At 70.7% G+C, this 20,745-nt stretch carries 16 protein-coding genes, 1 tRNA gene and 1 pseudogene; 8 read left to right on the top strand and 10 right to left on the bottom strand.

What is annotated here, in order from left to right; all coding sequences use genetic code 11:
• Positions 1-291 precede the first annotated feature (291 nt).
• Positions 292-1,749, bottom strand: a complete 1,458-nt coding sequence (locus tag IM777_RS06450; RefSeq protein ID WP_194384985.1) for a zinc-dependent metalloprotease — start codon at positions 1,747-1,749, stop codon at positions 292-294.
• A 126-nt stretch (positions 1,750-1,875) separates the two neighbouring features.
• Between IM777_RS06450 and IM777_RS06455 the strand changes: the two genes are divergently transcribed.
• Together IM777_RS06455 and IM777_RS06460 are read left to right on the top strand one after the other, a co-directional pair.
• Positions 1,876-2,994, top strand: coding sequence for a YlbL family protein (locus tag IM777_RS06455; RefSeq protein ID WP_194384986.1), 1,119 nt, complete (start codon positions 1,876-1,878; stop codon positions 2,992-2,994).
• A gap of 110 nt (positions 2,995-3,104) precedes the next feature.
• Positions 3,105-6,017 (top strand): annotated as a pseudogene (locus IM777_RS06460) (UPF0182 family membrane protein).
• 10 nt (positions 6,018-6,027) lie between these two features.
• Here IM777_RS06460 and IM777_RS06465 read toward each other — a convergent pair.
• From IM777_RS06465 to IM777_RS06495, 7 genes are all read right to left on the bottom strand, one after another.
• Positions 6,028-6,921 (bottom strand): prenyltransferase, encoded by an 894-nt coding sequence (locus tag IM777_RS06465; RefSeq protein ID WP_194384988.1) that lies wholly within the window; start codon positions 6,919-6,921, stop codon positions 6,028-6,030.
• Complete coding sequence (locus tag IM777_RS06470) at positions 6,918-7,244, bottom strand: lycopene cyclase domain-containing protein (protein ID WP_071042951.1); 327 nt, start codon at positions 7,242-7,244, stop codon at positions 6,918-6,920. The genes IM777_RS06465 and IM777_RS06470 overlap by 4 nt, the downstream gene beginning before the upstream one ends.
• Positions 7,241-7,594, bottom strand: coding sequence for a lycopene cyclase domain-containing protein (locus IM777_RS06475; RefSeq protein WP_194384989.1), 354 nt, complete (start codon positions 7,592-7,594; stop codon positions 7,241-7,243). The genes IM777_RS06470 and IM777_RS06475 overlap by 4 nt, the downstream gene beginning before the upstream one ends.
• A gap of 2 nt (positions 7,595-7,596) precedes the next feature.
• Entirely contained in the window at positions 7,597-9,147 is a 1,551-nt protein-coding gene (gene crtI, locus IM777_RS06480) for a phytoene desaturase family protein (protein WP_194384990.1), read from the bottom strand.
• On the bottom strand, positions 9,144-10,019 hold the full coding sequence (locus IM777_RS06485) for a phytoene/squalene synthase family protein (RefSeq protein ID WP_194384991.1): 876 nt from the start codon (positions 10,017-10,019) through the stop codon (positions 9,144-9,146). The genes crtI and IM777_RS06485 overlap by 4 nt, the downstream gene beginning before the upstream one ends.
• Complete coding sequence (locus IM777_RS06490; protein WP_194384992.1) at positions 10,016-11,071, bottom strand: polyprenyl synthetase family protein; 1,056 nt, start codon at positions 11,069-11,071, stop codon at positions 10,016-10,018. Before IM777_RS06490 ends, IM777_RS06485 begins: the two co-directional genes overlap by 4 nt.
• A 150-nt stretch (positions 11,072-11,221) precedes the next feature.
• Positions 11,222-11,295 (bottom strand) — tRNA-Met (locus tag IM777_RS06495).
• Positions 11,296-11,397: 102 nt separating this feature from the next.
• On the opposite strand from IM777_RS06495, the gene IM777_RS06500 reads away from it, so the two are divergent.
• Together IM777_RS06500 and IM777_RS06505 are read left to right on the top strand one after the other, a co-directional pair.
• Positions 11,398-11,916, top strand: a complete 519-nt coding sequence (locus tag IM777_RS06500; RefSeq protein ID WP_071042956.1) for a DUF6328 family protein — start codon at positions 11,398-11,400, stop codon at positions 11,914-11,916.
• A complete protein-coding gene (locus IM777_RS06505) occupies positions 11,913-12,710 on the top strand; it encodes a carbon-nitrogen hydrolase family protein (protein ID WP_194384993.1) in 798 nt (265 codons plus the stop codon). The genes IM777_RS06500 and IM777_RS06505 overlap by 4 nt, the downstream gene beginning before the upstream one ends.
• Positions 12,711-12,745: 35 nt before the next feature.
• On the opposite strand, the gene IM777_RS06510 is transcribed toward IM777_RS06505, so the two are convergent.
• Complete coding sequence (locus tag IM777_RS06510) at positions 12,746-13,945, bottom strand: aminotransferase class I/II-fold pyridoxal phosphate-dependent enzyme (protein ID WP_194384994.1); 1,200 nt, start codon at positions 13,943-13,945, stop codon at positions 12,746-12,748.
• A 98-nt stretch (positions 13,946-14,043) separates the two neighbouring features.
• Here IM777_RS06510 and IM777_RS06515 point away from each other — a divergent pair, with 98 nt between their 5' ends.
• Genes IM777_RS06515 through IM777_RS06525 form a run of 3 tightly spaced genes read left to right on the top strand, consistent with a single transcriptional unit; the run spans position 14,044 to position 18,309 of the window.
• On the top strand, positions 14,044-15,534 hold the full coding sequence (locus IM777_RS06515) for a S1C family serine protease (RefSeq protein ID WP_194384995.1): 1,491 nt from the start codon (positions 14,044-14,046) through the stop codon (positions 15,532-15,534).
• A 40-nt stretch (positions 15,535-15,574) separates the two neighbouring features.
• Entirely contained in the window at positions 15,575-16,852 is a 1,278-nt protein-coding gene (locus tag IM777_RS06520; protein WP_194384996.1) for a CDP-glycerol glycerophosphotransferase family protein, read from the top strand.
• The gene (locus tag IM777_RS06525) at positions 16,849-18,309 is read left to right on the top strand and encodes a CDP-glycerol glycerophosphotransferase family protein (protein ID WP_194384997.1); all 1,461 of its coding nucleotides are present in this window, start codon (positions 16,849-16,851) and stop codon (positions 18,307-18,309) included. The genes IM777_RS06520 and IM777_RS06525 overlap by 4 nt, the downstream gene beginning before the upstream one ends.
• Positions 18,310-18,339: 30 nt before the next feature.
• On the opposite strand, the gene IM777_RS06530 is transcribed toward IM777_RS06525, so the two are convergent.
• The gene (locus tag IM777_RS06530) at positions 18,340-19,365 is read right to left on the bottom strand and encodes a glycosyltransferase family 2 protein (protein WP_071043370.1); all 1,026 of its coding nucleotides are present in this window, start codon (positions 19,363-19,365) and stop codon (positions 18,340-18,342) included.
• A gap of 109 nt (positions 19,366-19,474) precedes the next feature.
• On the opposite strand from IM777_RS06530, the gene IM777_RS06535 reads away from it, so the two are divergent.
• Positions 19,475-20,740 (top strand): CDP-glycerol glycerophosphotransferase family protein, encoded by a 1,266-nt coding sequence (locus IM777_RS06535; protein ID WP_071042966.1) that lies wholly within the window; start codon positions 19,475-19,477, stop codon positions 20,738-20,740.
• Positions 20,741-20,745 lie beyond the last annotated feature (5 nt).

A 20,745-nucleotide genomic window follows, 5' to 3' on the forward strand; every position in this document is an offset into this window, starting at 1 on the left:
CCGCCTCCGCTGCGGGTGCGCCCATGGCGCCCGCGACCCGGACGGCGTGTTCGGCGGGCAGTCCCTCCTCGAGCACGGCCAGCAGGCGGGTGTGCCAGGGCTGGTCGGCCTCGACCACCGCGACGGCGTCGGCTCCGAACTGCACCGCCGTCGGGGTGCGCCACAGCGGCGGGTGTCGGGGGTCCAGGCGCAACGGCATGCGCCGATCCTGCACGAGGAGGCGGAACGGCACCGATCGCTGTCCACAAGGCTTCCCACCCGCGTCGCTGCGAGGCGGGTGGGGAGGAGAGGTCAGACGGGGCGCGCGGGCCCGTGCGCGTCGCCGTCGGACTCGTCGCCGTCGGACTCATCACCGGGTGCGGCGTCGTCGCCCGGCGTCGTTCCCTCGGCCGTGGGACCTGGCGACGCCTCGTCGCCGGACTGAGCATCGGCGAGGAGCCTGGCGAGGGCGTCGTCCATCTCGTCGGTCGCCGGCTCCTCGCCGCGTGCGCGCGCTTCGAGACGCGCGATGAGCGCGGCGGGGTCGTCGATGTCATCGGATGTCGGCATGAGGTCGGGATAGTCCCACAGGGAATCCCGCGCCGCGGTGCCGACGGCATCGCTCACCGACCGCCACATCGCAGCCGCCTCCCGCATCCGTCGCGGGCGGAGCTCGAGTCCGACGAGCGAGCTCAGCGCCTGTTCGGCCGGCCCGCCGACCGCGCGCCGTCGCCGCACGGCCTCGGCGATGCGACCCGCGGCGGGCAGGCGCGTGACGGCGTCCTCGGTGACGACTTCGACCCATCCCTCGATCGTGGCCAGCAGACTCTCCAGGCGAGCGAGGGTCGCGTTCTGCGCGTCGGTGCGCTGGGGGAGCAGGGCCCCGCTCTCCAGCGCTCGCCGCAGCTCGTCGGGCTCGGACGGATCGAAGCGGGATGCGAGATCCTCCAGCGCGTCGGTGTCGACGTGCACGCCGCGCGCGAAGTCGGTCACCTGCGAGATCACATGCAGACGCAGCCAGCGCGCGTGACGGAACAGGCGCGCGTGCGCGAGTTCGCGCGTGGCGATGTAGAGGGCGAGCTGATCGTCCGGAACCTCCAGGCCTTCGCCGAACGCGGCGAAGTTCTGCGGCAGGATGCCGGCCTGGCCGGCCGGCATGAGCGGGATGCCCACGTCACCGCCGCTGACGACCTCCTTGGAGAGGTTGCCGACCACGGCGCCCAGCTGGGTGGCGAACAGCGAACCGCCGATGGTGCGCATGAGCTTTCCGGCACCCTGCACCAGCTGCTGCATGTCGTCGGGTGTCTGCTCCTGCAGAGCCTGCGTGAGCGCGTCGGCGATGCTCGTGGCCACCGGGGCGGCCAGCTCCTGCCACACCGGGAGGGTCGCCTCGACCCAGCCGCCGCGCGTGATCGCGCGGGGTGCGTCGGACAGTTCGGAGATGGTCGTCGCCTCGCTCAGCCACAGACCCGCCAGAGTGAATGCCTGGTCGAGGTCGGTGCGCTGCCCGGCGGTGACGCCGTGGTCGTCCTGGTTCGCGATGTGCAGGGCCTGACGCTCGGCAGCCTCCCACGAGATCGGCTGGTCGTCGCTCGCGCTGAAGGCGTCCTGGAGATGACGCATGACCGTCTGCATCATCGCCGGGTCGATGTTCATCCCGGCCATCCGCGACAGCTGCTCGGGGTCGATCCCCGCCCCGGTGCCGCCGAACAGCTGCTTGAGCAGCTCCTGGAACTCCTCTTCGGGAGTGCGGTCGTCGTCCTCTGCCACTTCAGCCGCCTTTCAGACAGGTCTGCGGGTGTTGGTCCTAGGCTAGTCAGCCGGATCATCGCTCTCCCCGGCCGGGACCCGATCGCCTTACGCCGGTCGCGAACGACCTGCACGGAAAGGCCCCTCTTGGCTCTGTTCGACGAGAACGTCACCCTCACGCCCGCCCCGCGACGCCGCGTCGCTCGCCGCACCCTGGTCGGCATCTGGGCGCTGGTCGTCGCGCTCGCCGCGCTGCTGGTCCTCACCTTCCTCCCCACCGCGTACGTGATCCAGCAGCCCGGCCCGGTCTACAACACGCTCGGGACCGCGCAGACCGCCGAGGGCGAGGAGGTGCCCCTCATCAGCGTCGAAGGAGCGCAGACCTATCCGACCGACGGCGCGCTGGACCTCCTCACCGTGCAGGTGGTGGGCAACCGCGAGCGCACCCCGTCGTGGTTCGAGCTCGCGGTGGCCTGGTTGGACGCGAGCCGTGCGGTGCTGCCGATCGATTCCGTCTACCCCGAGGGCGTATCCACCGAACAGCGCAGCGAACAGAGCGCCGCCCTCATGGTCGACTCCCAGCAGGAGGCGACCGCGGCGGCCCTCGTCGAGCTGGGCTACGACGTGAACCCCGAGTTGACCGTCGTCGAGGTGGGGGAGGATGCCGCCGCGGCGGGCCTCGTCCAGTCCGGCGACGTCGTCGTCGCCGCCGACGGGCGTGAGGTGAGGGATGTCGCGGAGCTCCGCGACGTCGTCGCCGAAGCCGAGGGCGATGCGGTCGAGCTCACGCTGCGCCGTGACGGCGAGGAGGTCGTCGAGACCGTCACGCCCGAGGCGGTCGAGGCCGACGGCGAGACGACGTGGCTGCTCGGCATCGTGCTCTCCACGTCGTTCGACTTCCCGATCGACGTGACGATCCAGCTCAACAACGTCGGCGGCCCGAGCGCCGGGATGATGTTCGCGCTCGGGATCATCGACACCCTCACCGAGGGGGAGCTCAACGGCGGTGAGAACGTGGCCGGCACGGGGACGATCACCGCCGACGGCACCGTGGGCCCCATCGGCGGCATCCGTCAGAAGCTGTACGGTGCGGCCGAGGCCGACGCGGAGTGGTTCCTGGCGCCGGATGCGAACTGCGACGAGGTGGTGGGCCACATCCCCGACGGCCTCGAGGTGTTCGCGGTGCAGGACCTCGACGACGCACTCGAGGCGCTCGCGGCGATCAGCGCCGGCGACGACACGGCGGACCTTGCGACCTGCTCGTGATCGCGCCCTGAGCTGACACAGGTCACTCTGCGGTCACGGCGCGCTGGGAGTGTCTTGAGGACCGTCGCCCGCCGGGCGTCGGCGTCGTCCGCCGTGCCTAGGATGGACAGGTGACCACGACCTCAGCGCCGAACCCGGCCACGCCTTCCCGATCCCGCCGCATCATCGGCATCACCCTCGCGATCATCGCCGCGCTCGTCGTGGCCTTCTTCGTCTTCGCGGGGCTCTACGCGGACTGGCTGTGGTTCGCCCAGCTGGGCTTCGAGGAGGTGCTGGTCACCCAGTGGGTCGCGCGCACCGTGATGTTCGTCGTGGGCTTCCTCGGAATGGCGATCCCGGTGTGGGTCACCATCCAGCTGGCATACCGACTGCGCCCGGTCTATGCGCGACTGAGCTCGCAGCTGGACCGCTATCAGGAGGTCGTCGAGCCGCTGCGCCGCCTGGCGATGTGGGGGATCCCGGTCTTCTTCGGCTTCTTCGCCGGCTTCGCCGCATCCGCGCAGTGGGAGACCACGTGGCTGTGGTTCAACGGGGTGGCCACCACGACCGTCGATCCCGAGTTCGGCCTGGACACCGGCTTCTACCTGTTCGCCCTGCCGTTCTACTCGACGCTGGTGGGGTACATCTCCGCTGTTCTCCTGATCTGCCTGCTCGTGACGGGACTGGTGTCCTACCTCTACGGATCGGTGCGGGTCGGGCAGCGCGAGCTGCGCATCTCCAAGTCGGCGCGCATCATGATCGCCGTGCTCGCGGGTCTGTACCTGCTGGTCCAGGGAGTGAGTCTCTACCTCGACCGCTTCGCGACGCTCGTCGAGCCGGGGGAGCGCATCACCGGTCCCGGGTATGTGGGCGTCAACGCCACGATCCCCGGGCTCACGATCCTCGCGATCGTCGCGGCGATCGTCGCCATCCTCTTCTTCGTCACCGCCGTCATCGGCCGCTGGCGCTTCCCGCTCATCGGAACCGCGCTCCTGGTCGTCTCGGCGATCGTCGTCGGCGTCGGCATCCCGTGGGTGGTCAACACGTTCCAGGTGCAGCCCAACCAGCTGGCGCTCGAGCGCGAGTTCTACCAGCGCAACGTCGACATGACCAAGGAGGCGTACGGCATCGACACGGTCGAGAAGACCCAGTTCGAGGCCGAGACCACGGCCGAGGCCGGACAGCTGCGCGACGACGCCGCGACCACCGCTCAGATCCGCATCATGGACCCGAGCATCATCGGCCCCACCATCCGTCAGCTCGAGCAGTACCGGGCGTTCTACCAGTTCCAGGATCCGCTGGATGTGGACCGCTACGACATCGAGGGCACGTCGCAGGACACGATCATGTCGATCCGCGAGCTGAACATCGATCAGCTCGGGGCCGCGACGTCGTGGGAGAACACCACACTGACCTACACCCACGGTTACGGACTGGTCGCGGCGGCCGGAAACGAGCGGACGCCCGACGGCGACCCGGTGTTCCTGGAGCGCGGCATCCCCGCGCAGGGCTTCCTCTCGGCGCAGGAGGACTACCAGCCGCGCGTGTACTTCGGCGAGTACTCGCCGGACTACTCGATCGTCGGCGCGCCGGAGGGTGCCGACCCGATCGAGCTGGACTATCCCACCGGCGCCGACGGGGCGTCCGAGACGCGCACGACCTTCGAAGGCGACGGCGGGCCGAGCGTGGGGAACGCCTTCAACCGGCTCATCTACGCGATGAAGTTCCAGGCCGAGCAGATCCTCTTCTCGGACGCGATCAACGAGGACTCGCAGATCCTGTACGACCGCGACCCGTCGGTGCGGGTCCAGAAGGTCGCCCCCTACCTCGAGCTCGACAGCGACCCGTACCCGACCGTCGTCGACGGACGCATCGTGTGGGTCATCGACGGCTACACGCTGAGCGCGAACTACCCGTACTCGTCGACGGTGAGCCTGTCGTCGGCGATCTCGGACTCGACCAACCCGACGCCGCGCTTCGCGCTGGATGACATCAACTACATCCGCAACTCGGTCAAGGCCACCGTCGACGCCTACGACGGTTCGGTGACCCTCTACGCGTGGGACGAGGAGGATCCGCTGCTGCAGGCGTGGCAGAAGGTGTATCCGTCGACGCTGAAGTCCTACGAGGACATGTCGGCCGAGCTGATGGCGCACGTGCGGTATCCGACGGATCTGTTCAAGGTGCAGCGCGCGATGCTGCAGGTCTACCACGTGGACACCGCGCAGTCCTTCTACCAGCGCGACAACGCGTGGGCGGTGCCGGAAGACCCGCAGAGCGACGCCGAGCTGCAGCCGCCCTACTACCTGACGATGCAGATGCCCGATCAGGAGGAGCCGTCGTACTCGATGTTCACGACGTTCATCCCGAACTCCGAGGGCGGTGCGAGCCGAAACGTGCTGATGGGCTACCTCGCGGTCGACTCGAACGCCGGTGATGAGGCGGGAAGCATCCGCGACGGCTACGGCACCCTCAGGCTGCTGGAGATCTCGGCGGACACGACCGTGCCCGGTCCAGGCCAGGTGCAGAACACGTTCGACTCCGACACTGCGGTGTCGTCGCAGATCAATCTGCTGCGCCAGGGCCAGTCCGAGGTGCTCAACGGCAACCTGCTCACCCTCCCGGTCGGTGGTGGCCTGCTCTACGTGCAGCCGGTGTTCGTGCAGGCGTCCCAGGGCACGCAGCTGCCGCAGCTGCGGAAGGTCCTCGTCGCGTTCGGTGACGACATCGCCTTCGAGGACACGCTCGACGAGGCTCTCGACGCACTGTTCGGCGGTGACTCGGCGCGAGCGCGGGTGACGGTGACGTCGACCCGACGGATGTGCCGACGCCCGACCCGAGCGACACGGGGGACACGGGTGACACCGGAGACACCGGCGGTTCCACCCCGACGCTCGAGTACGAGGGCGGCGCTGGTCGAGGCCCAGCAGGCGATGCTCGACCGCGATGCCGCGCTGCAGGCGGGCGACTGGACGGCCTACGGTGAGGCGGATGAGCGCCTCACCGCGGCCGTCGACCGGCTGATCGAGCTCGGCGGCGAGTGAGCCGACGCGGTCAGGGCGTCAGCAGCGCATACCAGATGAGCAGCAGGGTGGTCATGAAGCCACTCAGCTGGTTGATCCACAGGAAGCGGTCCCAGCCGCGGGTGGCGGTGTGCGCGGCCTCGTCGGTGGTGTTCCGATAGGGCCAGACGGCCACGAGGTACGGCACGGCGATGACGGCGCCGAGGGGGCCGGGCCACGCGGTCGCGAGCATGAGCAGGCCCGAGGCGGCGTAGCACGCGAGGGAGAAGCGCACCGTCCACCGCGCCCCGCGGACGGTGGCGATCGACGCGATGTCCGCCTCGCGGTCGGCGACGACGTCCTGCACGGCGCCGAAGGCGTGTGAGGCGACGCCCCACAGCGCGAAGGCGGCCACGATCGCCCCCAGCGGCCACGTCCACGTCGCCCCGGCGAGGACGAGGCCGTAGACGGCGGGGGAGAAGAAGTGGATGCTGCTGGTCACCGAATCGGCGAACGGCCGCTCCTTCAACCGCAGCGGCGGGGCGCTGTAGAAGACGACGAAGAACATGCTCGCCGCGAGCACGAGCGTCGCCGGCCACGAACCCACGAGCACCAGATAGACGAGGAAGGGCAGGCACGACAGCGCGGCCGCCCACAGGGTGACCCGGTGCAGCCGACGGTCGAGGATGGCTCCGTGAGCGCCCCCCTTGCGGGGGTTGCGCAGGTCGGACTCGTAGTCGAAGACGTCGTTCACCCCGTACATCGCGAGGTTGTACGGCACGAGGAAGAACAGCGTGCCGACGACGAACGTGAGATCGATCTGCCGCGCCGTGAGCAGGTAGGCGGCCGCGAACGGGTAGGCCGTGTTGATCCAGCTGACCGGTCGTGACGAGACGAACAGCTGTGCGAGCACGGTCGCGGGACGAAGCGGCGCAGGGGTGGTCATTCGGCTGCCTCCGTGGGGCGTCGGGCGGTGCGGGCCTGGAGCATCGTCCACACGGCGGGAACACCGAATGCGGCGCACAGCGGGTAGGAGAAGTCTTCCAGGGGAGCAAGCCCCACGCGAAGGCCGCTCAGATGCTCGTCGGGGTAGGTGAACAGCCCGGAGCCGATCATGATGTTGTCGAACACGGCCGTGAGCAGGCACAGCGCCACGGCGGCCAGCGCAGACGCGACCATGCGCCGCCGGAACCGGGGCAGTCGCACGGTCGCGAGGGTCACGAGAACAGTCGCCAGCGCGAAGGGCAGGACCAGCAGGGCATAGGTCACGACGGATCCGGTTCCGTCGTGGTCTCGCCGCGGCCGTCGCGTCGGCCCTGCAGCCGCAGGGCGGCGTTCCAGCACACCAGCGTCAGATAGCTGAGGAACATGAGGAACGCCACCTCCTCGAGCGGAAGATGGGGGGCGAGCTCGATTCCGACATACAGCGGACTGTCGCCCTGCACGAAGACGCCCGCGGCGATGCCGGCGAGATCCCACGCCAGGAAGAAGACGGTCCCGGCGACGGTGGCGAGGAGGGTGCGACCCGGGTGGGGTCGCAACGCCAGCCGGAACCGCACGTCGACCAGGGCGATGCCGAGGAGCGAGAAGAGGATCGCGCCCAGGTAGATCCCCGGCACTCCTAGAGCTCCACCGGCGCCGGCTCGGGAAGGGGGCCGGCGGTGCGGTCGCCGCGCAGGCGCTTGAGTACGAGCTCCGCGGAGATCAGGCACATCGGCAATCCGATCCCGGGTAGGGCCGACGTGCCGGCGTAGGCCAGGTTCGCGACTCGGCGCGACATGTTGCGGGGCCGGAACATCGCGCTCTGCCCGAGGGTGTGCGCCAGGCCCAGCGAGTTGCCGCGCCACGAGTGCAGGTCGCGGGCGAAGTCGCCCGGAGAGATGGTCCGGCGCACGACGATGCGGTCGGCGAGATCCGGGATGCCCGCCCACGAGGCGATCTGATCGATGACGCGATCGGCGGCCGCCTCGATGCGGGGGTCGCCGTCGCCCTCGGTGCCGCCGTGCCCGAGGCTCGGGTCGGCGGGGATCGGTACCAGCACGAAGAGGTTCTCGTGCCCGGCGGGGGCGACGGTGTCATCCGTCGCGCTCGGTCGGCACACGTAGATCGAGGCAGGATCGGGGATGCGCGGGCGATCGCCGAAGATGTCGTCGAAGTTCGTGCGCCAGTCATCGGTGAACAGCAGGGTGTGGTGCGCGAGCTCGGGGATCTGGCCCTCCACGCCGAGGAGCAGCAGCAGCGCTCCGGGGCTCGGGGTGCGCTTGCTCCACCAGGACTCCGGGTAGCTCTGCAGGTGGCGGGGGAGCAGCTGGGTCTCTGTGTGGTGGAGATCGGCGGTGGACACCACGAGATCGGCGGCGATCTCGCGGCCGTCGTCGAGCCGCACGCCCCGCGCGCGGGTGTCCTCGGTGACGATCGACGCGACGGGGCATCCGGTTCGGATCTCGACCCCGCGTTCGCGTGCGAGCCGCTCGATCGCCCCGATCACCGTCGTGAAGCCGCCGCGGGGGTAGAGCACGCCCTCGTCGAGGTCGAGGTGGCTCATGAGGTGATACAGGCTCGGTACAGCGTACGGGGAACCGCCGAGGAAGACGGCGGGGTAGCCGAGGATCTGCCGCAGCATCGGGTCGTCGAACCGCTTGTCGATGTGCTGCGACAGCGACCGGGTCAGGAGCGGGGCCAGCTGCGGAACGCGGCGCAGCAGGGCAGGGTCGCGCAGCCCGGCGGTCGTCTCGTAGGTGTCGTAGAGGAATCGACCGACCGCGAGGTCGTACGCGTCGCCGGCGGAATCGAGGTACGCGGCCAGGCGCTCGCCTGCTCCGGGCTCGACGCCTTCGAAGAGGGCGACGGCGGCCTCGCGACCCGATCTCACATCGATCGACGAGGTGCCGGGCGGGCCGTACACGCGGTAGGCGGGCTCGAGGGGCACGAGGTCGAGCTCGGCATCCGCTGTGGTGCCGAGCAGACGGAAGAAGTGGTCGAAGACCTCGGGCATGAGGTACCAGCTGGGGCCGGTGTCGAAGCGGAATCCGCCCTGCTCCCACGACCCGGCACGGCCGCCGAGTTCGTCTCGCGCTTCGAGGAGGATGACGTCGTGGCCCTCCTCGGCGAGGAGCGCGGCCGTCGCGAGCCCGGCGATTCCTCCGCCGATGACGATCGTGCGCTGCGTCATGACGTTCGTGCTCCTCTCGGTGCGAACCCGAGCCAGGCGCGGGCCGCCAGTCGGGCCTTCACGGGATCGGGGACGCGCACACGGGAGTGCGTGTCATCACCGGCACGCCGGAGCCGCAGCGACAGCTCGCCGAACAGATCGTGCGCGGCGGTGACGGCGCGGCGACAGTCCGACGGCAGCTTCGGCACGACCGCCGCGGCCGCAGCGAGGTCGCCGTCGATGCGGTCGAGAACCGTCGTGCGCGTCGCGGTGCCGGCGTCGATTCCGAGGTAGTCGCGACCGAGCGCATCCTCGTCGAAGTCGAGGTCGCGCAGGAAGTTGACGTCCTGGAACGCTGCGCCGAGCCGCCTGGCGCCGTCGACGAGGTCCGCGGGGGCAGGCTCGGGATGCGGCTTGCCCGCGTTGACGAAGACCTGGAGGCACATCAGGCCCACGACCTCTGCGGACCCGTACACGTAGCTGTCGTGGGACGAGGCATCGTGCTCGCGCGTGGTGATGTCCACGCGCATCGACTGGAAGAACGGCTCGATCAGATCGCGGCCGATCCCGCACTCGCGTGCGGTTCGCGCGAACGCGTGCACGATGAGATTCGAGCTGAAGCCCCTGCCGATAGCGGTGCAGGTCTCGGTCTCCAGATCATCCAGGATGCGCCGCTGGGCTCCGGCGTCGAGGCCGGCGCTCTCGCCGGGGCCGTCGACGATCTCGTCGGCCACCCGCACCAGCGCGTAGATGTTGCGCACGTGGGGCCGCGGTCGCGGCCCGAGCAGCCGACATGCCAGGGCGAACGAGGTCGAGTAGCGGGAGATCACAGCGGCGGCGGCCGCCTCGGCGGTGCGGTCGTAGAGCGCGAGGCCGGTGGGGGCGGTGCTCACGGGATCCGACCCGTCACCTGTTCGGCGAGGTCTCCGAGGAGGTTCCTCGCGGCCGGGGGAAGCACGGGATCGCCGGCTTGGCGGAGAGCGTCGGCGAGGGTGTCGTCGATGACCGTGCGAAGGCGCGAGCGTGCTCCGCTGCGCTCGAGCAGACGCTGCGCCTGTCGGACGGCAACCGGACCGGTGTGGGCGACGGCGACCGCCGCGTCGACCCGCGCCCATTCCGCGCTCTCGCGCGCGTAGGCGATGAGCGGCGTGCGCTTGGCCTCCCGCAGGTCGACGCCCTCGTCCCTGCCGGCGGCCTGGGCGGTGCCGAAGGCGCCGATCAGGTCGTCGACGAGCTGGAACGCGAGCCCGACGCGCCCACCCGCCGCGCCGATGCGGTCCACGGCGAGCGGGGACGCGTCGGCGAGCAGGGCGCCGGCGCGCAGCGGTGCGGAGAACGAGTAGACCGCGGTCTTGTTGTAGGCCGCGGCGAAGATCGAGGCGCTGTCGGCCACGTCGGCGGCGACGGCGTTGCCGACGTCGGCGAGCTCCCCGGCTGCCGAGACGTAGACCGCATCGTCGAACTGGTCCAACAGCGCGCGCCTCACCGGCTCCGGGGTGGGCGAGAGGGCGATGATCCGCTGGGCCTCGTGGAGCAGCAGGTCACCGGCGAGAATGCCCGCCGCATCGCCGAGGAGTGCGGCGCCGCCGGCGTCGGCCCCGGTGTCGAGAGCGCGCGCGCGGAACTCGCCGCCGATGTTGGGGATGCCTCGGCGCACCGTGTCGTGGTCGATGACGTCGTCATGGGCGACGAAGGCGGTGTGGAGCAGCTCGTAGGCCGCGGCGACGTCGTAGACGCCGAGCGCGTCGGCATCCGCACCGCCGAAGGCGCGGAACGAGGCGACGACCAGCGCGGGACGGAATCTCTTGCCCCCGCCGGCGGCGCGCTCGATGGCCGCCCCCAGCGCCTCCATGTCCCCGCCGAGTCCCGATGCGCGGCGCCGCACGCGGGCGAGGCTGCGGGCGATGGCGTCATCGGTCTCCGCCCGAGCGTCGGTGTCGATCATCGGCGCCTTTCCACATTGCTAGTTTGCCTAGCAATACCTCTTGAAGACCGATGCTACCGGGCGCCGAGGGCGGTGTCCACGCGGCTGTTCCGTGCGCGCCGAAGGTATGACGAAGGCCCCGAATCCAAAGGGATCCGGGGCCTTCTCTCGTTGCGGGGACAGGATTTGAACCTGCGACCTCTGGGTTATGAGCCCAGCGAGCTACCGAACTGCTCCACCCCGCGGCACAAGAGAAAAGCCTAGCACGGCCGTGAAGGGGTGTCGAATCAGCACCGACGATGCGTGCGCGCGTTGCCTCGCCGCGATGCTGTCGAGAGGATGGCGGCATGCCCGATCCTTCCGCCCCCGTGGACCGCGACGACCGTCGCGACGGCCGTGACGAGACGCCGTACGAGCGTGCCGACCGCAATTGGAACGAGATGCTCCAGGAGCTGCGGGTGTTGCAGACCGGGGCGCAGATCCTGGCGGGTTTTCTGCTGGCGCTGGCGTTCCAACCCGCCTTCCCGGACCTCACGGCGGGGCAGCGCGTGCTCTACCTGTGTCTGGTCGTGCTCGCCGGAGTGACGTCGATCACCGCCCTTGCGCCCGTCGCACTGCATCGGCTGCTCTTCCAGCAGCGCGCGAAGGTCGAGGTGGTGACGCTCGGACACATCGCGGTGATCGTCGCGCTCGGTCTGGTGGCGGCGCTCATCGTCGGGGTGGTCGCTTTCGTCTTCGACGTCGTGCTCGGCGGTTCGGCCGCGTGGATCATCCTCGGCGCGCTCGGTACGCTCGTGATCGTCACCTGGATCGCTGCGCCGTTCGTGGTGCGAGCGCGTCGTCGCACGCGGGAGGAGAGCACATGAGTGTCGCCGTCGGCGTCGCGCAGTTCGCTCCTGCGGCCGATACCGCCCGGAATGTCGGCGAGATCGGCGAGCTCGCCGCCGTCGCCGCCGAGCGCGGAGCGCGGGTGGTCGTCTTTCCGGAGTACTCCAGCTACTTCATCGACCCGTTCGACGCCTCGCTCCGCGATCACGCGGAGCCGGTGGACGGCCCGTTCACCGCGGCACTGCGCGACATCGCCGCGGCGGAAGGGGTGACGATCGTCGCCGGTCTCCTCGAAGCCGGCGACGGCGACCGTGTGCGAAACACCGTCGTCGCCGTCGATGAAACGGGAGTCGTCGCGTCGTACCGGAAGCTCCACCTCTACGACGCCTTCGGTCAGCGCGAATCGGACTGGGTGGAGCCGGGTGAGATCGCCGAGCCGCCGGTCTTCGCCGTCGACGGACTCCGCTTCGGAATCATGACCTGCTATGACCTCCGCTTCCCCGAGGTGACGCGCCTGCTCGCCGACGCCGGTGTCGAGGCGGTGCTCGTCGCGGCCGAGTGGGTGCGGGGTCCGCTCAAGGAGCACCACTGGCGCACCCTGCTGCACGCTCGCGCCATCGAGAACACGGTCTTCGTCGCGGCGTCGGATCACCCCCCGCCGCTCGGCGTGGGCCACTCGACGGTCGTCGACCCGCAGGGCGTGGAGATCGCCGCGGTCGGCACGGGCACGGGGGTCGCCGTGGCGCACCTCGAACCGGAGGCGATCTCGCGGGTCCGAAGGGTCAACCCGGCTCTGGCGCTGCGCCGGTTCACCGTCGTGCCCCGCGGCTGAGTCGCCGGGAGGACGCGACGCAGAGGCGCGCGGGCTCAGCCCATCGCCGCCAGGCGCGCCCCGGCGTCGCGGATGACGTCTTCGCGCTTGCACGCCGCGAAGCGCACGAGCGTGGCATAGTCCGCGCGTCGTTCCGCTGTCACGAAAGCCGTGATCGGCACCGCGACGACGCCGGCCCTGTCGGGGAGGCTACGGCAGAATGCGTCGGCGTCAGTGGCGCCGACCGGCGCCGCGTCGGCGACGGTGAAGTAGGAGCCGGCCGGGGGTGAGACCGCGAGACCCGCCGCGGTGAGTCCCGCCCCCAGCAGATCGCGCTTGCGACGCAGGGTGTCCGCGATCCCCGTGAAGAAGGCGTCAGGCAGGCGCAGGCCGACGGCGATCGCCGGCTGGAACGGCGCGCCGTTGACATAGGTGAGGTACTGCTTGACGGTCATCGCGGCATCGATGAGGTCGGCCGGCCCGGTGGCCCATCCGATCTTCCACCCGGTGGCGGCGAAGGTCTTGCCCGCCGACGAGATCGCGACCGTCCGATCTCTTGCGCCCGGAAGCGAGTGGACGGGCGTGCGCCGGCCGTCGAGGACCAGGTGCTCGTACACCTCGTCGGTGACGATGATCGCGTCGTGCCGCTCCGCGAGAGCGACGACGTGCTCCAGCACGGTGCGGTCGAAGACGGTGCCGGTGGGGTTGTGCGGGTCGTTGATCAGGATGATGCGGGTGCGGTCGGTCACCGTGGCCGTCAGCTCGTCGAGGTCCGGCTGGAAGTGCGGCCACCGCAGCGGGACCGTCACCAAGCGTGCTCCGGCGAGCGCGACCAGCGCGGCGTAGGCGTCGTAGTAGGGCTCGAAGACGACGACCTCGTCGTCGGGGGAGTCGATGAGGGCCAGCAGCGTCGCCGCCAATCCCTCGGTCGCCCCGGCGGTCGCGATGACCTCGGTCGCCGGGTCGAACGCGACACCGTCGAACCTGCTGCGGTGCTCGGAGACAGCGGCAAGGAAGTCGGGAAAACCCCGCCCCGGCGGATACTGATTCACTCCGTCGGCGATCGCCTGCCTCGCCGCCTCGCGCACGGCAGCGGGCCCGTCCTCGTCGGGGAAGCCCTGCCCGAGGTTGATCGCGCCCGATTCGGCCGCCAGCACCGACATCTCGGCGAAGATGGTGGGGGAGGCGACGCCGTCCGCGCTCATGAGACCGGCGCCTCGAGCGGTGCGGCGCCACGCGCCGGGAATCTCTCGCATCGGGCCCACGCTACTCCCATAGAGGCATCCCATCTCCGCCATAGGCAACCCACAGACTCGCTCGGCATGGTTGTCAGCGCTAGGCAGAAGGAGCAGCAATGACCGAGAACCAGGGCGAGCGCCCCGAAGACCGCACCCCCGAGGAGCCGCAGGTCGGCGGCGAAGCCGTCTGGCAGCCGCCGCGTCCGACGACGCCGGCGAGCGAGGGCTACCCGCAGCCCGCTCGGCCTGCCGCCGGGCCTCAGGCGCCGGCACCGCAGGCGCAGATGCCGCAGACGCCGCAGACGAGCATCCCGCCGCGCCCCCAGGCGCCGTACGGACAGTACGCGTTCGGGCCGGGCGCGCCCACCGGCACGCAGCAGACGGTGCCGCTCGGGGATTCGGCCGCACCTGCCGGCCGGCAGAAGGTCGGCGCGGGCAAGGTCGTCGGCATCATGGTCGCCGCGGCGATCGTCGGAGGCGCGGCTGGTCTCGGCGGCGCATACGCCGGCGCCTCACTCTTCTCCACCTCGAGCGCGACCACGGTGGCGGGGCCGTCGACGGTGACCGTCAACGACACCGACGCGGTGAATCAGACCACCGGCATCGCGGCGAAGGTGGTGCCGAGCGTCGTGACGATCTCGGCGAGCAACGGCAGCACCGGGGGGACCGGTTCCGGTGTCGTGCTCAGCGAAGACGGCTACGTCGTGACGAACACGCACGTCGTGACCCTCGACGGTGCGACCGCGGACGCCACCATCACCGTCAGCACATCCGATGGTCGCGTATTCGACGCCGAGATCGTCGGAACCGACCCGATCTACGACCTCGCCGTGATCAAGCTCACCGACGCCGAAGCCCTCACCCCCATCGACTTCGCGTCGTCGGCCGACCTCAACGTCGGTGACACGACCGTCGCAGTCGGTGCACCGCTCGGCCTGTCGAACACGGTCACCACCGGCATCGTCAGCGCGCTCAACCGGTCGATCCAGATCGCCTCGTCCGCGGCGCCGGAGACGACCGAGGACGACACGCAGGACGACGGCAACGACCGCACTCCGCCCTTCTACTTCGACTTCGGCGACGAAGGGCAGCAGACCACGGCGACCGAGACGATTTCCATCGCCGTCATCCAGACCGACGCCGCGATCAACCCGGGGAACTCCGGTGGCGCGCTCGTCGACGACGAGGGGGCGCTCATCGGCATCAACGTCGCGATCGCCTCGGCCGGCAGCTCCGCCGAGGCCGGATCGATCGGCGTGGGCTTCTCCATCCCGTCCGACGTCGTGCAGCGCGTCACCGACGAGATCATCGCCGACGGGACCGCCACCCACGGCCTGCTCGGCGCGAGCGTGACGCCCGCCGCGTCGGTGGAAGGTGCGACGATCTCGGGTGCCTACCTCGCGGATATCTCCGCCGGCGGCGCCGCGGAGGGCGTCGGGCTGCAGGTCGGCGACATCGTCACCGCCTTCAACGGCGTGCCGATCACCGATGCCACCGATCTGACCGCGCAGGTGCGCGCCGCCGCCGGCGGCAGCGACGCGACGATCACCTTCGTGCGCGACGGGGAGACCCGCACGGTCGATGTGACCCTGGGCGAGCTCGGCTGAGCTCGCCGCACCGAGGACGCCGCCCCGCTAGGCTCGCGGGGTGGCGTCCTTCTCGTTCGGCGCGGGGAATGCGCGCAAGATCCTCAGCATCCCCCTCTATGTCCTTGGTCGCCTCGCCACCGCGGTGATCCCGCGAACCGCGGACCAGTGGGTCTTCGGATGCGCCGTCGGCGTCGCCGACGGCGCGTGGGCGCTGTGGAACGCGGCCGGTGGCGATCTGCAGGGTCGCGCGACGTGGCTGGTCGCCGACGACGTCGAGGCGGCGGAGGCGACCCGACGGGGGATCCCGTGGGTGCGCAAGAACTCGCCGACCGGCTTCTGGCGCACCGCGCGAGCCCGCGTCGTCGTGATCACCCACGGCTTCGGCGACGTCCAGCGTTACGCCGTGTCCGGAGCTTTCGTCGTCCAGCTGTGGCACGGCATCCCGCTCAAGCGCATCGGTCTGGATTCCCCGGTCACCACGCGCAGCCGCATCCTGCCCGGCTCGCGACTCGTGCGGGGGATGCTCGCGCGGATGTATCGGAGTGCGACCCGCCGCATCCGGGTCCTCCCGGCCGCCTCCCACCGCGTGCGGGGCCGGCTCGAATCGGCGTTCGGGCTGCCGGATGAGCGTGTGCCGGTGACCGGGGAGCCCCGGGTGGACGTGCTGTCGGCAGGGCGACCCGACGACCGTCGACGGCAGGCCCGGGCCGCGCTCGCCGCCGTGAGCGGGCACGAGGTGGCCCGACACCGGGTGCTGTATGCGCCGACGTGGCGCGACGGTGACCCCGACCCGGCGGTGCCCGACGAGGGGGAGTGGCACCTCATCGCCGAAGTGCTGGAGCGTCATGACGCCGTGCTCTACGTGCGATCGCATCCCCTGGGCGCAGGCGACTACGTTCCGCCCCCCGGCGCTGCCGGCCGGCGCGTGCGCCCGCTCGGTGCCGACCTCGTACGCGACGTGACGCCGCTTCTGGCGGGGTTCGACACCCTGGTCACCGACTACTCCTCGCTCGTGTTCGACTCCTCGCTCGTTCCGCTGCCCGTCGTCTTTCTCGCGCCCGACGTGCATCGATACGCTGCGGAGCGTGGTTTCTACGGCTCCTACCGCGACGTCGCGGGGGATGACGTCGCCGGCACATGGGAGCAGGCCGTCGCACAGATCGACGCCGTTCTCGGTGATCCGGCCGAACGCGCCCGACGCATCGAGTGTGCCAGGCAGATCGACGTGCGGGTGCACGCGTTCCGAGACGGCGGGAACGCCGCGCGGGTGTACCGTGCCATTCTGACCGCCCTCGCCGACGAGCCGCCTTCCGGATCGAGAAAAGGACCCCGATGACCCAGGCCCGCTTCGACACCGGCGAGCGTCCCGCTCTCGTGCTGACAGGGACGGGAGCGCGCCCGCGCTCCGTCGATCTCGTGGGCAGTCGCGCCCGCACGAGCGCGCGGCTCACCGGTCGTGGCACGACGTGGCGCGCCGTCGTGCCGCTCACCGCCGCACGGTGGGGCGGCCCGGATCTCCCGCTTCCCTCCGGCGAGTACCGCCTGACGATCGCGCCCGCCGAGCCCGAGTCGAGCCAGGAGCGGACGCCGCTCGAGGAGCTCCCGGTCACGCAGCTCGGCGGTCTTCGCGCGCAGCTCGTGCAGGACATCGTGACCGTGGGCCCGCCGATCGATCCGGCGTACGACTCTGGTGAGGGGCAGGACGCGCTCGAGCGCCGGTACGCGACGCGCCCGGGGGGCCTGGAGAACGCGGTGTTCTTCGAGAGCTTCTATGGCCGCAACGCCGGCTGCAATCCGCTCGCCATCGATCGTGAGCTCGCCCGCCGAGCGCCCGGTGTCACCCGCTACTGGAGCGTCGTGGACCTGTCGGTGCGCGTGCCGGACGGCGCCATCCCGGTCGTCGAGGGCAGTCCCGAGTGGTGGCGAGCACGCGGGCACAGCCGGCTGCTCGTGATCAACGACTGGCTGCGCCGACGATTCGTGCGCGAGCGCGGCCAGGTCGTGCTGCAGACCTGGCACGGCACGCCGTTGAAGCGCCTCGCGCTGCACCGCCCGGGCTTCGATCCGCGGCGCATGGCGGCGGTGTTCAAGGAGTCGCGGCGCTGGAACGTGCTGCTCGCCCAGAACCCCTACGCCGCGAAGGTGCTCGGCAAGGCCTACGCCTTCCTCACCCGTCCGCTCTGGGTGGAGGGGTATCCGCGCAACGACGTCCTCGTGCACGGAGACGACGGTCGCACGCGCGCCGCTCTCGGGATCGGTGCCGAGGAGCGAGTGCTCCTCTACGCGCCCACCTGGCGCGACGACCGCCGCGAGATCGTCGACTTCATCGATCCCGTCGCGCTCGCCTCCGACACCGACGCGGTCGTGCTCGTGCGCGGCCACTCCCGCACGCTTCAGCCGGGACGCGATGCGGAGGGCCCGCGCGTGATCGACGTGACGGGATACCCGGACACCTCCGGGCTGCTGTCGGCGGCGGACGCGCTCATCACCGACTACTCCTCCGTCATGTTCGACTTCAGCGTCACCGGAAAGCCCATGTACTTCCTCGTGCCCGACCTCGAGCGATATCGCGGCGAGCTGCGCGGCTTCTACTTCGACCTGGCCGAGCGCGCGCCCGGTCCGCTCGTGCGGTCGCAGGACGACCTGGTCACGGCTCTGCTGCGCGACGACATCCAGGAGTTCGCCGAGCGCTACGCGGTGTGGCAGCAGACGTTCAATGCGCGGGACGACGGCCACGCGGCCGAGCGCGTGGTCGACCGCATCCTCGACCAGGGGTTCGTCGAGGTCGCCTGAGACACCCGGATCAGGCCTGAGTCAGCCGGCTCAGGGAAGAGGCGTGTTGCGCCCGCCGAGCCGCGAGGTGTCGACCGTGTCGTCGGCGCCACGCGCCGTGCCGACGAGGAACCCCGCACCCCACGCGAGGTGCATCGTGGGGATCACCGCGAGGGTCCACAGCTTGTCCCGCCAGCCGTCGCCCCCGCCGCGGCCGGCGGCGACGACGGCGATGAGACCCGCGTACGCGAGCACGGGCAGGTACACGACCGCCGCGACCCAGGCCCAGATGCCGGTGAGGATGCGCGTGAGCTGCAGCACGCCGACGAGGACGGCGCCCGCCAGCGTGGCCACCAGGGCGGGCGGTGCGAAGAAGCGCAGCGAATTGGTCCGCCCGTAACGACGCACGAGCTCACCGCGCCAGCGACCGGTCGCGAAGAACTGACGCACCAGCCGCGGCCAGCTGTCGCGCGGCCAGTACGTCACGGCCAGTTCCGGGTCGAACCAGACGCGGTGGCCGGCGCGTCTGATGCGCAGGTTCAGCTCCCAGTCCTCGCCTCGGCGAATGGACTCGTCGAACAGGCCGACCTCCTCGAGCACGTCGCGACGCATGACACCGAGGTAGGCGGACTCCGCCTCTCCCTCCCGGGCTCCGCCGTGATACGCGCCGCCGCCGAGGCCGATGGGGGAGTTGTACGCACGCGCGACGGCGCGCTGGAACGGCGTGCGCCCGTCCGCGCGCATGACCCCGCCGACATTGGCGGCACCGACCCGCCTGAGGGTGGCGAGCGCGCGCACGGTGTATCCCGGCTCCAGCTCCGAATGCGCGTCGACGCGAACGATGATCGGGTGCGAGCCGGCACGGATCGCGAGATTCAGGCCCACGGGGATGTCGGCATCCGGATTGTGCACGATGCGCACCCGCGGATCCTCCGCCGCGAGCTCCGCCGCGACCTGCTCGGTCCCGTCGGAGGAGGGGGCGAGGGCCAGGATGAGCTCCACGGGACCGGGGACCTCCTGTGCCAGCACCGAAACGACGGCCCGCCGCAGGTAGGCGCGCTCGTTGAGGACCGGCATGACGAAGGTCACGCCGCCGGTGTCGGACACCTGCGGCGCATCCTCGCGCCCGGGCCGGTGGACATGCACCCGACGATCATGTCATGCGCCGCCTGGGTAGGCTGGAGGAGTGAGTGTGGTGACGGACGCGCGCAAGGCGATCGCTCTCCTCCGCAAGGCCGTCGCTCAGCGGCGCGCCGTGCGCGATGTGCGTCGGCGTGTGGCGGCGTCTGCGCCGCATCCTCCCCACCACTACCGCGTGGCCGTCTACTTCGCAGACGGCGACGTGAACATGTATCAGATGCGTCAGTGGTACAAGCCGCTGGCCGACCTGGCCGCGACGTGGCCGGTCGTCGTGCTGAGCCGTGCCGTCACCGGCGCATCGGCACTGCTGGCCGACGGCGCCCTGCCGGTCGCCTTCGTGCCGACGGTGCGTGATCTCGAGGCGTTCATCGCCGACCAGGACATCCGCGTCGTGCTGTACGTGAACCAGAACACCCGCAACTTCCAGATGTTCCGCTACGGGCGCCGCTGGCACGTGTTCATCAATCACGGCGAGTCCGACAAGATGTACATGACGACCAATCAGTTCAAGGCATACGATTACGCGCTGGTCGCGGGGGACGCGGCGCGGGAACGCCTGTCGCGCGTGCTGTGGGACTACGACCTCGATCGGCGCACCATCGAGATCGGCCGCCCGCAGGCCGACCACTACTCCGGAGACACCCCGTACGTCCCGGATGACCGCACGGTCGTGCTGTACGCGCCGACGTGGGAGGGCGACCGCCCTTCGGCGCACTACGGCTCCGTGCTCACGCACGGGGAGGCCCTCGTCACAGCGCTGCTGCGCACCGGCCGTCACCGCGTCATCTACCGTCCGCATCCGCGCTCGGGTGTCGTCGACCCCGACTACGGCGCCGCGAACCGTCGCATCATCGCCGCACTCGCCGAGGCCAATGAGGCCGACCGCGCGGCGGCGCACGTCTTCGACGACGGTCCGGACCTCGGCTGGCAGCTCGCTGCGGCCGACGTCGCCGTCGTCGACATCTCGGCGATGGTCTACGATCGGCTCGCGGCCGACAAGCCGCTGCTGGTGACGCGGCCCGTCGATCCCCAGGCCGCCGTCGACTCCCACGGCTACCTTTCGGCATGCGAGTGGCTCGATGCGCCGCGTGCCTCGCACATCGTCGAGCAGACCGATCGGGTGCTCGCCGACCCGGAGGCCGTCGCCCGGCTCGAGCACTGGGTGCGCCACTACTTCGGCGACACGGCGCCCGGGGCCGCGACGGCGCGGTTCCACGCCGCGATCGCTCAGCTGATGGACCGGTGGAGCCGGTGGGACAGCGAAGCGGCTCCCGAGGAGCCGGACACCGACGAGGCGGACCTCGACGACTGATCGAG

Source organism: Microbacterium luteum, assembly GCF_015277875.1.
In the GTDB taxonomy this organism is placed as follows: Bacteria; Actinomycetota; Actinomycetes; order Actinomycetales; family Microbacteriaceae; genus Microbacterium; species Microbacterium luteum.

Coding starts and splice junctions, on each gene's coding strand:
- IM777_RS06465 (WP_194384988.1), bottom strand. CDS start 6,921: ATGACCACCCCTGCGCCGCTTCGTCCCGCGACCGTGCTCGCACAGCTG.
- crtI (WP_194384990.1), bottom strand. CDS start 9,147: ATGACGCAGCGCACGATCGTCATCGGCGGAGGAATCGCCGGGCTCGCG.
- IM777_RS06490 (WP_194384992.1), bottom strand. CDS start 11,071: ATGATCGACACCGACGCTCGGGCGGAGACCGATGACGCCATCGCCCGC.
- IM777_RS06500 (WP_071042956.1), top strand. CDS start 11,398: ATGCCCGATCCTTCCGCCCCCGTGGACCGCGACGACCGTCGCGACGGC.
- IM777_RS06505 (WP_194384993.1), top strand. CDS start 11,913: ATGAGTGTCGCCGTCGGCGTCGCGCAGTTCGCTCCTGCGGCCGATACC.
- IM777_RS06510 (WP_194384994.1), bottom strand. CDS start 13,945: ATGCGAGAGATTCCCGGCGCGTGGCGCCGCACCGCTCGAGGCGCCGGT.
- IM777_RS06515 (WP_194384995.1), top strand. CDS start 14,044: ATGACCGAGAACCAGGGCGAGCGCCCCGAAGACCGCACCCCCGAGGAG.
- IM777_RS06525 (WP_194384997.1), top strand. CDS start 16,849: ATGACCCAGGCCCGCTTCGACACCGGCGAGCGTCCCGCTCTCGTGCTG.
- IM777_RS06530 (WP_071043370.1), bottom strand. CDS start 19,365: ATGCCGGTCCTCAACGAGCGCGCCTACCTGCGGCGGGCCGTCGTTTCG.